The organism is Streptomyces roseochromogenus subsp. oscitans DS 12.976, from assembly GCF_000497445.1.
In the GTDB taxonomy this organism is placed as follows: Bacteria; Actinomycetota; Actinomycetes; order Streptomycetales; family Streptomycetaceae; genus Streptomyces; species Streptomyces oscitans.
This window is the reverse complement of record NZ_CM002285.1, coordinates 9,345,899-9,360,223: the sequence shown is the minus strand read 5'-3', so window position 1 is coordinate 9,360,223 and position 14,325 is coordinate 9,345,899. Positions and strand designations below refer to the sequence as shown.

General features: G+C 67.9%; 12 protein-coding genes and 1 pseudogene. 7 read left to right on the top strand and 6 right to left on the bottom strand.

Features of this window, described 5'->3' with window-relative positions:
- Positions 1-198 precede the first annotated feature (198 nt).
- Positions 199-945, top strand: a complete 747-nt coding sequence (locus tag M878_RS000000102155; protein WP_483414724.1) for an RsbRD N-terminal domain-containing protein — start codon at positions 199-201, stop codon at positions 943-945.
- On the opposite strand, the gene M878_RS90130 is transcribed toward M878_RS000000102155, so the two are convergent.
- The gene (locus M878_RS90130; RefSeq protein WP_158692863.1) at positions 842-1,528 is read right to left on the bottom strand and encodes a BRCT domain-containing protein; all 687 of its coding nucleotides are present in this window, start codon (positions 1,526-1,528) and stop codon (positions 842-844) included. The genes M878_RS000000102155 and M878_RS90130 overlap by 104 nt on opposite strands.
- Before the next feature lie 131 nt (positions 1,529-1,659).
- On the opposite strand from M878_RS90130, the gene M878_RS90125 reads away from it, so the two are divergent.
- A complete protein-coding gene (locus M878_RS90125; RefSeq protein ID WP_245238331.1) occupies positions 1,660-2,349 on the top strand; it encodes a hypothetical protein in 690 nt (229 codons plus the stop codon).
- Positions 2,350-2,378: 29 nt separating this feature from the next.
- On the opposite strand, the gene M878_RS98660 is transcribed toward M878_RS90125, so the two are convergent.
- Complete coding sequence (locus M878_RS98660; protein WP_023553598.1) at positions 2,379-2,585, bottom strand: hypothetical protein; 207 nt, start codon at positions 2,583-2,585, stop codon at positions 2,379-2,381.
- A gap of 48 nt (positions 2,586-2,633) precedes the next feature.
- Positions 2,634-3,516: pseudogene (locus M878_RS90120) on the bottom strand (transposase); the annotation flags it as partial.
- A 174-nt stretch (positions 3,517-3,690) separates the two neighbouring features.
- Between M878_RS90120 and M878_RS000000101225 the strand changes: the two are divergent.
- Positions 3,691-5,508: a hydroxysqualene dehydroxylase gene (locus tag M878_RS000000101225; RefSeq protein ID WP_023553596.1), complete on the top strand. Its 1,818-nt coding sequence runs from the start codon at positions 3,691-3,693 to the stop codon at positions 5,506-5,508.
- A gap of 273 nt (positions 5,509-5,781) precedes the next feature.
- Here the strand turns inward: M878_RS000000101225 and M878_RS90110 are convergent, their stop codons facing one another.
- Positions 5,782-6,978 (bottom strand): RICIN domain-containing protein, encoded by a 1,197-nt coding sequence (locus M878_RS90110; protein WP_209445603.1) that lies wholly within the window; start codon positions 6,976-6,978, stop codon positions 5,782-5,784.
- A 613-nt stretch (positions 6,979-7,591) separates the two neighbouring features.
- Here M878_RS90110 and M878_RS90105 point away from each other — a divergent pair.
- Both M878_RS90105 and M878_RS90100 read left to right on the top strand, forming a co-directional pair.
- On the top strand, positions 7,592-8,254 hold the full coding sequence (locus M878_RS90105; RefSeq protein ID WP_023553594.1) for a TetR/AcrR family transcriptional regulator: 663 nt from the start codon (positions 7,592-7,594) through the stop codon (positions 8,252-8,254).
- 294 nt (positions 8,255-8,548) lie between these two features.
- Positions 8,549-9,211 carry a ScbR family autoregulator-binding transcription factor gene (locus M878_RS90100; protein WP_031227286.1) on the top strand — a complete coding sequence of 221 codons (663 nt, stop codon included), beginning with the start codon at positions 8,549-8,551 and terminating at the stop codon, positions 9,209-9,211.
- 278 nt (positions 9,212-9,489) lie between these two features.
- Here M878_RS90100 and M878_RS90095 read toward each other — a convergent pair whose 3' ends face one another.
- Positions 9,490-9,927: a PPOX class F420-dependent oxidoreductase gene (locus M878_RS90095; protein ID WP_023553592.1), complete on the bottom strand. Its 438-nt coding sequence runs from the start codon at positions 9,925-9,927 to the stop codon at positions 9,490-9,492.
- 330 nt (positions 9,928-10,257) lie between these two features.
- Here M878_RS90095 and M878_RS90090 point away from each other — a divergent pair, with 330 nt between their 5' ends.
- Positions 10,258-11,037: an SDR family NAD(P)-dependent oxidoreductase gene (locus M878_RS90090; RefSeq protein WP_023553591.1), complete on the top strand. Its 780-nt coding sequence runs from the start codon at positions 10,258-10,260 to the stop codon at positions 11,035-11,037.
- Positions 11,038-11,629: 592 nt separating this feature from the next.
- Here the strand turns inward: M878_RS90090 and M878_RS90085 are convergent.
- Entirely contained in the window at positions 11,630-12,691 is a 1,062-nt protein-coding gene (locus tag M878_RS90085) for a LacI family DNA-binding transcriptional regulator (RefSeq protein WP_023553590.1), read from the bottom strand.
- 329 nt (positions 12,692-13,020) lie between these two features.
- Here M878_RS90085 and M878_RS90080 point away from each other — a divergent pair, with 329 nt between their 5' ends.
- Entirely contained in the window at positions 13,021-14,319 is a 1,299-nt protein-coding gene (locus M878_RS90080) for an ABC transporter substrate-binding protein (RefSeq protein WP_023553589.1), read from the top strand.
- The last annotated feature ends 6 nt before the right edge of the window (positions 14,320-14,325 follow it).

Below are 14,325 nucleotides of genomic sequence, written 5' to 3'. Positions count from 1 at the left end.
TGAGGATCTCCCTGCTCGCGATCACCGGCAAGACCCTCGTGGCACTGCGCCCGCCCCGATGACGACGCGGTCGCAGGTCTCACGTGATTTCCTTTGATCCGCCATGTCTTGCGCACACGCCCCATTGGTGCGGCCTCGGTGCGAACACGCCGCCGGTGATTCCAGCGTTCACCACTGGTTTACGGCCACGGGCAGGCGGTGGGGCAAGGCAAGGCGAGACTGTGCCGGTGCACCATCGCGCCGGGCTCCACTGCTCGCGTGACGACGCAGCCGAGGGCGTGCGACCGGGTCGTCGAACTGGCCGGATGCCTGCTGACCGAGGTCGACGGCTCACGCAGGCGCTCTCCGACGAGATCCTCCGGGGAAGCACTCGCGCGCGGAGAGCCCTCCGCTCGGCCGGGACCAGCTGCGGATTGTGGTGCGCTACAACTTGCCACGCTGTTCGCGGCGCCGCAGGGGCGGCCCACGACGCCGGAGGCGCCCCGCGCCACCGGGCGGCTCAAGGCGGAACAGGGCATCCCACTGGCCGGGCTCCTTTATGCCAACCGACTGGCCGACCGGTTCATCTGGGACCGGCTGCTCGCCACCGCCGCGGACGAAGACAGCACCGTCCAGCAGCTGCACATGGCCTCGGACATGCAGGCGGCCATCGCCGACTACTCCGGCGCGGCCGCCGGCGCCTACCGGGCCACCGTCGAGGAGCAATCGCGTCGCGGCGCCGGAACCGGCGACGCCGACGCCCCATCTTCGATGGCGCCCGGAGCGACACCGCTGCTGCGGGTGGCAGCAAGAGCGAGCAAGGCGGGGCTCCGGGTTCCGCCTCATGCCCGAGGACGACCCGTCAGTTCCCGGTTTTGGCCTTCACAGCGCTTGCAAGCTTGCCTGCGTTCTCCTCGGCCATCTGTATTGCCTGAGAGCGGGTACCAGTGGAGCCGGAGAAAATGATGTCGTGACCGATCCGGGAGACAACTGTGATGTGTCCCCCAACACTGTTGACATTAGAGGTCATGTCGACTTCGAGGCTGTCGTCGCCCAGGCCTGGCAATGGTTTCGTCGCTGCCGTGACGGTGATCGGCGGTCCGTCGGTGTCCCTGAAGGTGGAGCAGCTTCGCGCGTAATTCTTCAGCCGGGCCATGGCGGTCCAGGCGTCGGTGCTGCGGTAGGAGTCGATCTCCTCGAGGTACTCCTCCTGCGCTGCGTTGGCGAAGTAGGAGGCGGCGTAGGAGGCGGGCCCGACGTTGGAGGCCTCGGACCACGTTGTGCTCATGAGCCAATCGCAGCGCGCTTGCACAGGCTTGCTGATCGGACCGCCGAAATGCGTACCGCTGTTGATCGGGTACCCTTTCTGTACCTTGTACGCCTTGCCTTTGGGCAGGTCGCCGGCCGATAGCAGCAGGGTTGACAGGTCTTCCCCGGTCCACACGTCGTGGTCTGGGTCTGCGGACTGGGCGGAAGCCCTCGCGGGGCTCTCGGGGGCCGATGAGGATGAGCACGCACTCACGCCGACCGCAACCGGCACCAATGCCACGCCGATGGCAAACCTTCTGGTTCTCCTACGCATCATGGCTCCCCCCGGCCCGCCGATAGGGGCAGATCATAAACACACTCCAAGCTTGAGTGTTAACCCCCACACCCTGCGGATCTCCTCCTGCCGATGTCGTGGGCAAGACTGTCGGCATGACCTGCGAAACGGTGCTCGCAGCACCTGACGAAATGCGTACCTACCTCGTGGACCAGCTCAACAGCGTGCTGCGCAGGCCGGGTATGTACGGGGACATGGAGGCGGCCATGTGGATCATCGTCAACCACCTGCTTTTCCTGGAGCGACGCCCTGAGATCTGGGAGGAGCAGAAGCGCGCCTGGAGCCGGCAGGGGGGATGGAGCCCGACCGGTGCGAAGGGCGCGTTCAGCTCTTTGCTTCCGACCGGCCATGGACACTGCGTGGCTTCTCTTTACGCCGAGTTCGCGCGTCGGCAGGGATGGCTCAAGCCCGACCGGGTCCTGGATGCCGAGGCGTACACGGCCATGCGGAACGCCGTTCGTCAGTGGGGCCGACGCGATCGGGTCTGGGCCGACGTGACGACTGCATTTGGCCCCCCATCGGTGCTGTTCGGTGGCACCAATCCGTTCTACGGAAAGACGCTCGGCTATGTGACTGATGATCCCGCGCAGCCGATGGTCTCCTTCCATCTGTGGAACGGCGCCGATCCTGACACTGAGGCTGACTGGCCACCAGCGCGCACAGAACCGCTGCTCCTGGCTGTCCGCTGTGGTGACGGCAAGTTCGTAGACAGCTTCACATTCACCCCACAGGGCCGGCGCCGCCGACCGAAGTGCGCAGAGCAGTAGCCAGCCCCGAAAGCGATCAAGCTTAAGACTCAAGCGAGCGAGCAGGCCGCAGCCGAGGCCGCTTGGTCAGAGATGCGAGTAATTGTTATCGCCTCCAGGTTGGCGTGGAAGGCTGTCCGTTGCTGGAGACTGCCGACGGTGCCGCGGCCTGAGACGTGTTCCGAGATCTCGTCCCCGATCGCCGCGAGAGCGGACTCCACCGCGTCCAGAGCGCCCTGCGTAGGGGGCATCTTCATGGCACCAGAATGTCCCGGCGGTTCACGCGGGCAGGGCCGCAGGCCGTTCGACTCGACGAGCTTGAAGACCATGGCGAGGGCGGTGGCGCGGGAACCGGCGCCCCTGGTGACCTTGTGTTGACGAACTCCAGCAGCATGTCCTGGTCGCCGGTGATCTTCGCGGCATGCCTTGGGGACTTCGTGCCGTAGAGCTTCGCGAACGTCGTGATCGCTCGCTCGGCGTGTTCACGGTCCTCGGCGTTGCAGATGCGCTGGATCGCCTTCTTCGCCGCCGACTGGGCCGCTTCGGCCGGGCGTCCAGGACGTTGGCCGTCTTGTGAACCCAGCACCTCTGCTCGCGGGTGTCGGGGAAGACCTCACGCAGGGCCTTCCAGAACCCGAGTGCCCCGTCGCCGATCGCGAGGACCGGCACCTGCATGCCCCGTCTCGCGCAGTCCCGCAGCAGCCCGGCCCAGGACTCGGACGACTCGTGGTAGCCGTCGGCCACCGCGGCCAGCTCCTTGGTGCCGTCCGCCCGGACCCCGATGACCACCAGGACGGCGGCCTTGGCCTCGTCCGGGCGGATACGCAGATGGCTGCCGTCGGCCTGCCACTGGGCCGTCAGCCTGGTGACCGTGGCCGGGGACAGTCCGGCCGCGGAGCCGAGGAACTGCTCCTCAGCGGGTGCGAAGTCGCCTGAGGACAGGCCCTGCAGGTGGAGCAGCGGCAGCACCTCGGCGATCTTCGGGGACTTGCGGCACCAGGGCGGAAGGATCGCCGAAGACAACCACTGGCACTCGTCGGTGGCCCCGTCGATGTGCTTGTCGTTCACCCGAGGGGCCTTGACCTCGATCACCCCGGCCGCGGTGGTGACCTTCCGCGGTTGGTGGTAGCCGTTGCGCACCACCAGGCGTCGCCCCGTCTCGTCCCGCCCATGGGCCAACTCGTCGATGACCGTCACGGGATCATCCGGGAAGGTACGCACTCCGTGTTCCTCCCGGAACCGATGCACAGGTCTTGAGCATTGCTCGTGGCACGTCTGTTTCTCCCTGTGATGGTGAGGATGCTGTAGAGGACGGGAAACAGGCTTCCGAGCTCCCGGAACCCCTCCTACCCTCCCGGAAGCATGACAACAGAACACGCGCAACAGCCCCAGCCGGCCGTCGGACATTCCCGCAGACGTTTCCTCACGGCCGCCGGCGGCGCGGTCGGCGCGACCGCGTTACGGCCCGGAGCCCGGTCAGCCGCGGCCACGCCCTCCCGTCGGCGCGTCGCCGTCCTCGGCGGCGGCGTCTCCGGGCTCAGCGCCGCCCACGAACTCGCCGAACGCGGCTACGCCGTCACCGTCTACGAGTACTACGACACCCTCGGCGGCAAGGCCCGCTCGATGGACGTCCCCGGCACGGCCGCCGGCGGCCGGGGGCCCCTGCCCGGCGAGCACGGCTTCCGCTTCTTCCCCGGCTTCTACCGGAACCTGCCGGACACGATGCGCCGCATCCCCTTCCCCGGCAACACCGCCGGCGTCCACGGCAACCTCCGCAACGCCACCGAGGAGTTGTTCGCCCGCGGCTCGGGCCGCCCCGACCTGCACTTCCCGCTGCGCCGGACCACGACCCCACCGGCACCCGGCGACATCACCGCGTCCTGGATCCGCGACCAGATCCTGTCCGTGCTGGATGTGGGCACCCGCCTGCCCGCCGACGAGGTCGCCTACTTCGCCGACCGTCTCCTTGTCCACCTCACCAGTTGCGACGCACGCCGCGAGGGCCAGTGGGAGAAGGTCGCCTGGTGGGACTTCATCCGCGCGGGGGAGATGAGCAGGGAGTACCAGACGCTCCTCGGCATCGGGCAGACCCGTAACCTCGTCGCCACCCGCGCCGAGGTGGCGTCGACCAGGACCGTCGGCCGCGTCATCATCGAGGCCTTGATCCTGTGGGGCCTGCTCGGCCGCGGGATGGACGGCGACGCCGACATCGACCGCGTCCTGAACGCTCCCACCAGCGAGGCCTGGATCGACCCCTGGCAGGCGCATCTGCGGTCGCTCGGCGTCGACTTCGTGACCGGAACGCAGGTACTGGAGGTCGGGTACGAGGGCGGGCGGGTGACCGGCGTCCGCGTCGCGGCCCGCGACGGCGGCCACGAGCGCACGGTCACCGCCGACCACTACGTCTCCGCGATGCCCGTCGAACACGCCCGCGCCACCTGGGGCAGGGCGCTGCGCGCCGCCGACCCGCAGCTCGGCCGGTGCGACGCGCTGAAGACGGACTGGATGACCGGCGTGATGTTCTACCTGCGCACTCCCACACCCGTCGTGCACGGCCACATCAACTGCCTCGACTCACCCTGGTCGGTGACGGCCATCGGCCAGGCGCAGTTCTGGGACGTACGGGACTTCTCCCGCGACTACGGCGACGGGCGGGCCCACGACTGCCTCTCCGCGATCATCTCGGAGTGGGACAAGCCCGGCATCCTGTACGGCAAGACAGCCAAGGAGTGCACCAGGGACGAGATCGTCGCCGAGCTGTGGGCGCAGCTGAAGGACGGGCTGAACGACGCGGGCAAGACCACGCTCAGGGACGAGGACCGCCTCGGCTGGTTCATGGACCCGGCGGTGACGGGCCTCGGCGGCCCTGACCCGCACAACCGCGAACAGCTCCTCATCCACCCGACGGGCACGCTCTACCATCGTCCCTCGGCGCGGACGGCGATCCCGAACTTCTTCCTCGCGGGCGACTACGTCCGCACCGACGTCGACCTCGCGACGATGGAAGGCGCCAACGAGTCCGCACGGCGAGCCGTCAACGCCCTGCTCGACGCGGACCGTTCGGACGCCGAGCGGTGCCGTGTGTGGGAGCTGTACCGGCCGCCGGAGATGGAGCCCCTGAAGCGGATCGACGAGGTGCGCTACAGGCTGGGTCTTCCCAACACCTTCGACCTGGGGTGAGCCGAAGGGCCACCGCTCCGACGAGAGCGGCGGGATCGAATCGACCATGTGGGCCCCGCGCTTCGGTGGGTTCTCTCCCCCGCACTCTCGCCGCTCCCCCTCGGCCCAGGGGCGTGCACGTCGGCTGGAGTCCTTTCGGGCCCGAGCGGCGGGCTGGACCATGATGTGCGGCGTGAGCGCGCCCCGTGACCACCGCGCTGGGTGGTCACGGGGCGCCGGCCTGCGTGGACGGCCTTCACGCTCATGCCCGTGCCCCGCCACGCCGGGATGGCGTTACCGCTGTGTCCAGACCTGGTTGGGCTGTGTACCTCCGCCGTAGCAGTCCCATATCTGCAGGAGTGCGCCGTTGCCGGAGCCGCCGGCGTCCAGGCACTTTCCGGACCGGGGGTTGGTGATGGTGCCGTCGGTGTTGAACTGCCACTGCTGGGCACCGGTGCCGTTGCACGACCACAGCTGCACCTTGGCGCCGTTGGCCACGGAACCGCCGGCCACGTCGAGGCACTTGCCCGACTGCGGATTGACGACGGTACCGCCGGTCCGCGTCCACTGCTGGTTCCAGTCGGTTCCGCAGTCCCACAACTGGACGGGAGTGCCGTCGGCCGTGCCCCAGTCCTTCAGGTCCAGGCAGCGGCCGCTCTGGTGCCCGGCGATCGTGCCGGACGTACCGCCACCGCCGCCGGAGCCGCCCGAGTCGTAGGAGAAGGAGTTCACGGCCAGACCGGGGCCGCCGACCCAGGGTTCAAAGCCGAACTGCACGCTGGTCATGTACCACGCCGACGACAGGTAGGCACGGCTGATCGAGTCGCTGGTGAAGTCCTTGATGTTCACCGTGATCGAGTCGGTGGGCTGCTGGCGGACGTAGGAGACGGTGTTCCAGGCGATGCCGTTGCCCTGACGGCCGTACCACACATCCCAGTTGGCGCCCTCGATCCAGACCGTGGCGACCTTGGAGCCGAACGGTCTGGGTGACCCGGAGTGGTTCGCCCAGATCATCATCTCCTCACCGTTGTTCTGGCCCGAAGGGTTGGGGCTGGTGTCGAACCAGATGTCGTACGCCGCGTCCCACTGCCCGTCAGCGGTGGAGAAATCGACGCTGGACTGCGGGTTGCCGAACGCCGACACCTGAAGTGGCAGGCCGTTGCCGCTGGAGCAGTTGCCGTAGTGACAGCCGGCGTAGATCGACGGATACGCCGCCGGCGCGCCGCTGGTGCCCACGTCGTGCCAGCCGGTGGCGACCCTGAAGCCGTCATCCGACACATCGATGCACTGGCGGATCGTGTCGCCCCATTCATTGTTCTGGACGACGTACTTGCCGCCCGAGACCTTCACGCTGTCGGTCCTGCCGCAGAGGGTGGTGCTCGCGGCCGCCGGCGAAGCGCCGGTCAGCGAAAGGGTGACCATTAACAGGGCGGCCACGACTGTCGCTACGGCCGCGGCCCTACGGCGCGGCTTCATAGGTGAGCTGGTCATCGGATTCCTTTCGATCGTCCGGTGGTCGGGTGTGTCTGCGGCACTCACACGGGGCTTCGCCGAGGCATGGGAGCGCTCCCATGATCGGCAAAGTCGACGTCGGCACCTTCCGGAAATGAAATGAGGGGTTCTCGGCCCAAGACGGCCTGTCGGTGCCGCTCCCCAGGGGGAGCGCCGCCCCCGAAGGGGGTACCAGAACGCGGCGTGCGAACTCGCCCAGCTCGCTCACGCCGCGACACATGAAGCCAGTGCGGCTGACCAACTGTCAAGCGGTCTGCGCTCGTTCACTTCATGAAGGCGGTGCGCGGCACCCTCGGGGCTGCGATACGAACGGCTCTCTTGCCGAAGCGCCCGGGCAGGACTAAGGTCCCCTCCCGGATAAGTCACTAGCTAGTAGCTACTAACTAGTTCGCCCTGGTAGCCGCTGGCAGAGTTTCCGACGACCACCCATGAGCCGACGGTGGATGTGATGACGCGTCCTCAAGTAACAGATGATGGTTGCCCGCCGACGACGGCTGGGGTGATGCGATACTGACCCCTGCTCGTGCAACGTACTGTCGCTGTATCGCTGTCCGGGGGCGGCAATGACGCCCGAGGAAGGGTCTGGGCGAAGATGGCCGAGGGGGTGCCCTCATATCGGCGAGACCGACCGCGCCTGCCGGCCGCCGAGCGACGGCGCCAGATCATCGAGATTTCCTCGGCGCTGATCGCAGACCGAGGTTTCTGGGGACTGTCGATGCAGGACGTGGCGGACCGTTGCGGGCTCACGGTTCCCGGTGTGCTGCGCCACGTCGGCTCCAAGACCGGCTTGCTCGTCGCGGTGCTGGAACACCGGGATGTCGAGGACGCCCGATCGCTTCGCACGAAACTCGGCGTAGGCGAGAACGAGATCCCGGACGAATGGTCCGCCGGCGGCCCTGAGGGAGTCGATCTGCGGCAGTTGTGTTCGGCGACGATGCGGCGTAATGCGGAGCAGCCCGAGATCGTGCGGCTCTTCACCGTGCTGGAGGCCGAGTCACTGACACCGAGCCATCCCGCACACGCCTACTTCGCGAAGCGACAAAAACAGGCGGTGGCTGCCTTCGCGTCCCTGGCCAGGGACTTCAGCGACCGTCCGGAACCGCTCGCACGGCACATCGTGGCGATGATGGACGGCCTGCAGATCCAGTGGTTGCGCGCGCCGCACACTTTCGACCTGGTCCGGGAATGGGAAGTCGCCGCCGAGGTGCTGTTCGGCACGACGGCGGACCTGCCACGACGCGACGCCGTCGAGTAGTCGCGTAACGGGCTCACCGACGCCGGGCGCCTTCGGCCCCCATCAACGGTACAGGTTGCAAGGTGCTGCACCGGCTCTCCCGGATGGATTGCGACTTGCCCGAACCGGCGGAGGCCGACCTCAACCCGGTCCCGACGACGTCGTCACCGTTCGCTACGGCAGGCCTCCAAAATCTGATTTTGACAAGGAGTCATATAGAAAAGGATCAGTAAAATACGAACCGAGCGGTATGATCTGGCGAGGGCGTCGCTTCGGTGCGGCCACGGCGAGACATGAATGACCGAGGAGGACGGCGTGGCCAAGCAGGACAGAGCGATCCGCACACGCCGGACGATCGTGGAAGCTGCGGCCGTGGTCTTCCAGGAACAGGGCTACGAGGCCGCCACCATCCTGGAGATCCTGAACCGGGCTCAGGTCACCAAGGGGGCCCTGTACTTCCATTTCGGCTCCAAGGAGGAGCTGGCCCAGGCGGTGCTGGCCGAGCAGGAGGGTCGGGTCGAGATCCCCGCCCGCGCCTGCAAACTGCAGGAGATGGTCGACCTCAGCGCCCTGCACGCCTACCGGCTGCAGACCGACCCGCTGGCCCGTGCGGCCGTGCGACTGGCCATGGACCAGCGCGCCCACGGACTCGACCGCAGTGGCTCCTTCCGCCAGTGGGTCGATGCGCTCGACGACGTGCTCAGCGCCGCGGAGACGCAGGGCGAACTACTCCCTCACGTGCGCATCAAAGAGGTCTGCGAACTCATCGTCGGCGCCTTCGCCGGGGTGCAGGCCATGTCCCAGGTCCTCACCGGATACGAGGACGTCACCCAGCGCGTGGCACAGCTGCACCGGTACCTGCTTCCGAGCATCGCCGTGCCCGCGGTCCTCGCGGCGCTGGACCTGTCCCCCGGGCGTGGAGCGATGACCGCGGCCGAACTCGACTCGCCGGACGCACCGACCGCGGTACTCGTCTGAAGCCGGACGGCGGCCGGGCGGCGGGCCCAGGGGGTTCATCGCGGTTCCCCGAACCATAACCGCAGGGCGTCGGCCAGGTCCGCGTCGCCCGCCTCCCAGGCGACCGTACCCGTCCGGCCTCACCAGCAGCGCGGGGCACGGCAGTCCTCGCACACGTCCGTCACGGCCCCGACGTGCGCCCATCCCGCCGCTTCTGGCCGGCAGCGGCCGCCGTCCGTGCCGAGGACGATCATCGCCCACCCCTGGGCCAGGAGCGTGAAGCAGACCCCGCGCCGGGCTCAGGAGGGGATGACTCCCGGCCTGAACGGCTCGACGCCGACGATACGGCGCACCCGCTCCGGCTCGACCAGGACGTGCACCCGCTGCTCCCCCTCGACCAGCCACGGATACCCGCTCAGGCCCAGGTACTTGCGGGCGAGGCGGTCCATGCCCCGCTCGGCCTCCGCCCCCTCCACCAGGCGCACCGCACGGCCAAAGATCTGCACTCGGTCGTAGGGGTCGTCGGCATCCGCGTGCGAGAGGTGGACCCGGGCGTCGTTGCGCAGGTTCTCTTCCTTGATGCGGCCGACAGAGGTGTTGAAGACGATCAGACCGTCCTCCAGCCCCACCCACATCGGCGTGACATGCGGCGCCCCGTCGGGTGTCACCGTGGCCACGTACCAGAAGTTCGGCTCCTGAAGCCGCTTGCGCACCTGCTCGCTCAGCTCTGCCGGCACCGCCCGCTCCCCTGCTCGATCGTCCCTCTCGTGCGGAACCACTGTGCCACAGCGGATTGTTGACGAACGATCAGGGCTTCTTCTTCCTCGCTCTGCCAGAAAGGAGGACTCCCCAGGGGAGGCGGAAACATGATGGCCGCCGAGGCGCCGTGGTGTCGCCTGTGACCGGTGCTCGTAGTGCTCACGCTGGACGTGCGCGGTGCGCAGGAGGCGGGCGGCGCAGGTCAGGTCTCCCGTTTCTGGCGCCGCCCACAACTTGGCTCTTGCAGTGGCTAGTTAGGCTGAATCGTTCCCGGATTCGGCCGGGACATCGTAAGGGAAGAGGCGATCGTGGGCGAACTGGACGGCAGGACTGCACTGGTGACAGGCGGCTCGCGCGGGATCGGGCGGGCGGTCGCCCTGCGGCTCGCCGCCGAGGGGGCGCTGGTCGCGGTCCACTACGGCGGCAATGACGCGGCCGCCACGGAGACCGTAGCGAAGATCGCCGAGAGCGGCGGCCGGGCGTTCGCGGTGCGGGCCCTCTTCGGCGAGAGCGGTGCGGTGGACCGGCTGTTCGAGGGGCTCACGGCCGGACTGGCGGACCACGACGCGGACGGCCTGGACATCCTGGTCAACAATGCGGGCATCCACTCGGTTACTTCGATCGGGAAGCTCACCGAGGAGGAGTTCGAGCGGCTGCTGGCGGTCAACGTGAGCACGCCGGTCTTCGTGGTCCAGCGGGCGCTGCCGCTGCTGCGGGACGGCGGACGGATCGTCAACATGGGCTCCGCGGCCACCCGGATCGCGAACCCCCTCCAGATCGGTTACACCGTTACCAAGGCGGCGCTGGCGGCGCTCGGCCCGTCACTCGCCAACGAGCTGGGTCGGCGTGGGATCACCGTGAACACGGTCGAACCCGGGGTCGTGCTGACCGACATGATCGCCCCCTACGCCGCGGTTCCCGAGGCGGTCGCCGGGCTCGAGTCGATCACCGCGCTGGGACGGATCGGCGAACCGGAGGACGTCGCGGACGTAGTGGCCTTCCTTGCGGGGTCGCAGGGGCGCTGGGTGACCGGCCAGACCATCGACGTCTCCGGCGGTACCTACCTCGGACCGATCGCAGCCGAGTGATCCGCCCCGGGGCGCGGACCGGAGCGCATTGACATCGGCCTGGCCCAGCACCGCATCCGGGAGCCGAACCTCTGACCGCCCCCTCGGCTCCGGGCTCCCGGATGCGGAACGCCGAGCCCGCGGCAACGTGAAGTCGCAGGGCCAAAGGGCTGATGTGACCGGCGCTCGTAGTCCTCACGCTGGACGTGGGAACAGTTGGCGGAGTAGAGCGTCCGTCGGTGCGGCCTGCCCGAAGAGAAACACGATGCAGCACCGCCGCAGGTGTGCCAGCCTTCCTCTCCCCGATGCCGACCGAGAAGACTCCGACCCGGGCCGTCAGGCGGGCGCAGGAACCGGTCCGCCTCAGCGTGAACCGAGCCCTCGGGCCAGACGATCGTCCACGACCGCCGCCCGCCCTTCCCCTCGATCCGCAGGGCCAGGAACCGCACCCCGAGCATCGTCTGCATGGGCGCCTCGATGAGGTCCTGCTGCGTATCGGCCCCGACATCAGCACGACGCAGGTGACCTCGGTCGTGTCACTGCCGTCGCCTGGAACAGCTTCAGACCCGACACCTTCGCCTCCTCGGCTTTCCGGAGTCGGCTCGGCATGCACTCACGAGGGCGTCTGCGGGGTCTCGTCGTCCTCCTGGGGCGATGCCCGCCGGGCGGTAGTGGCCCGGGGGATCAGCTGGGTGGGCAGCACGATGTGCCGTGTGTGGTCCGCCTCGGAGTCGTCGATGAGCTGCAAGGCCAGTTCTCCTGCCTGTCGGCCCATGTCCGACGGTGACTGGGCCACCGTGGACAGATCGAACCACTCGGCCACCTGGTGGTCGTCGAAGCCGATGACGGACATCTGTTCCGGCACCTCGATCCTGGCCTGGCGCAGGGTGTGGATGACGGCGACGGCCAGTTCGTCCTGCTCGGCGAAGAGAGCGGTGGGTGGCTCCCGCAGACTCAGCAGGTGCCCCACCCCGGCGATGAGGCCTCGCTTGTCCTCGAACGCCATCGTGACCACCAGTTCGTCGTCGAGCGGGATGCCGGCCTCGGTGAGTGCCTGCTGGTAGCCCAGCAGTCGTTCGCGTGAGCTGAAGCTGAAGCCGGTGGCCCCCGTGGTCGGCGCGAACGCGATCCGGCGGTGCCCAAGGTTGAGAAGATGTCGGGTGGCCTTCAGGGCCCCGGCCACGTCGTCGACGTACACGCTCGGCCGGCCCTCGGCGTGCTGGCTGACGTAGATGACCGGCATTCCGAGGTCGTCCAGCCGTGCCGTCTCATCGTCGGTGAGGTCGAATCCGAAGACGAGCAGTGCGTCGGCGTTCCGGCGGGCCGGAAGGCGCTCGAAGAACGAGGTGCGCTCGGTCATGTCGGGTATGACGTAGACGTTCAGCTCCCGGCCGGCGGCGCGCAACAGGGGGCCCAGGCTGGACAGCGCCGATCCCATGAACCACGAGTTGAGTGTCGGTACGAGTACTGCCACGACCCCGGTTTTGCCCGTCACCAGGCTCGCGGCCTGGCGCGAGACCGCGAAGTTCAGCTCGCGGGCGGCTTGTTGGACCCGGGCACGGACCTCCGGCGAGACGGTCGGCAGGCCGCGCAGGGTGCGGGAGACGGTGGACGCGGAGACGCCGGCTCGGTCGGCGACGTCGGCCATCGTGGGATGCCGTTGAGCGGGTGACATGTGCGGAAGCTAGCACAGACGCGGGTCTCGTTCCCCGCTTACTCATGACAGCGCTGTCACGGCGCTATCCACATGCTTGCCATGGCTGCATTTGCCCAATAATTAGCTGCGCACTCCACCCAAATCCGTCCGAGCTACCGGCTAGTTACGGATTGACTTCCACCAGGTGCACTCCTAGCGTGCAAGCGTTGTCTCGGCAGGGTTGACATCGTCGTTGTGAGTCCCTCACTCAAGACCTTGACCTGTGCTTTTAAGCAGTTTAGTGCCGTGACAGCACAGTCTCGCGGGTGATCAGCCGCGCCTTCGGTTCCGCACGACCAGGAGAGACAATGAAGACCAGGACCACCAGAGCCCTCCAGTGCTCGGCGCCGCTCGTCGCCGCCGGGCTGCTCCTCACCGCCTGCGGCTCGTCGGGAGGCAGCGGGTCGGGGGAACAGGCCGGGAGCACGTCGTTCGAGGGCCGTGGCCCCATCACGTACGTGGCCGGAAAGGACGCCTCCGGCGTCGTGCAGAAGGTCATCGACGGTTGGAACAAGCTGCACCCGACGGAGAAAGTCACCTTCGTGCAGCTGCCGACGGACGCGGACTCGCAGCGGCAGCAGATGATCCAGAACGCGGAGACGAAGTCCGACGCCTACACGGTGCTCTCCCTCGACGTCGTGTGGACGTCGGAGTTCGCCGCCCACCAGTGGATCGAGCGCCTGCCCGAGCAGCAGTTCCCGCTGCGGAACATGCTCAAGCCCGTGGTGGACACGGCGAAGTACCGCGGCGGCCTGTACGCGGTCCCCGCCAGTTCGGACGGCGGACTGCTGTACTACCGCACCGACCTGCTCAAGAAGGCCGGAATCACCAAGCCCCCCACCACCTGGTCGGAGATGACGGCCGACTGCGCCAAGGTGAAGCGGTTGCCCGAGGCCAAAGGCATGTCGTGCTACGCCGGTCAGTTCCAGAAGTACGAGGGCCTGACGGTCAACTTCGCCGAGGCCGTGGACTCCGCGGGCGGTGTCGTCACCGACGCCAACGGCAAGCCGGACGTCGACACTCCCCAGGCGCGACAGGGCCTGGAATTCCTCGCCGGTGCCGTCAAGGACGGGACGATCCCCAGGGAGGCCGTCACCTACCAGGAGGAGGACAGCCGTCAGGCCTTCCAGTCCGGCAAGGTGATCTTCCTGCGCAACTGGCCGTACGTGTACGCACTGGCCGAGAAGAGCAAAATGGCGGGGAAGTTCACGGTCGCGCCGCTGCCCGGCCTGAACGGCCCCGGATCTTCCAGCCTGGGCGGTCACAACCTCGCCCTGTCGTCCTTCGCGAAGAACAGGGCCACCGCGCTGGACTTCATGAGGTTCTTCAGCAGCGAGGACAGCGCGAGCACGTTCCTGAAGGATGCTTCCCTCGCCCCGCCGTACGCGAAGTTGTACGACGACGCCTCGCTCGTCAAGCAGTATCCGTACCTGCCGGACCTCAAGCAGTCCATCCTGCACGCCGTGCCACGTCCGCGGGTCGTGCAGTACGGCGATGCGACCTCGGCGATTCAACAGGAGGCGTACGCCGCACTGACCGGCAGCAAGAGCAGCACGCAGGCGCTCAAGGACCTGCAGAACGACTTGCAGAAGTACACGGCACAGTGAGGAGCG

Bases quoted from the DNA above. Each gene is read 5' to 3' on its own strand.
- M878_RS98660 (WP_023553598.1), bottom strand. From the start codon at position 2,585: ATGAAGATGCCCCCTACGCAGGGCGCTCTGGACGCGGTGGAGTCCGCT.
- M878_RS000000101225 (WP_023553596.1), top strand. From the start codon at position 3,691: ATGACAACAGAACACGCGCAACAGCCCCAGCCGGCCGTCGGACATTCC.
- M878_RS90110 (WP_209445603.1), bottom strand. From the start codon at position 6,978: ATGACCAGCTCACCTATGAAGCCGCGCCGTAGGGCCGCGGCCGTAGCG.
- M878_RS90105 (WP_023553594.1), top strand. From the start codon at position 7,592: ATGGCCGAGGGGGTGCCCTCATATCGGCGAGACCGACCGCGCCTGCCG.
- M878_RS90085 (WP_023553590.1), bottom strand. From the start codon at position 12,691: ATGTCACCCGCTCAACGGCATCCCACGATGGCCGACGTCGCCGACCGA.
- M878_RS90080 (WP_023553589.1), top strand. From the start codon at position 13,021: ATGAAGACCAGGACCACCAGAGCCCTCCAGTGCTCGGCGCCGCTCGTC.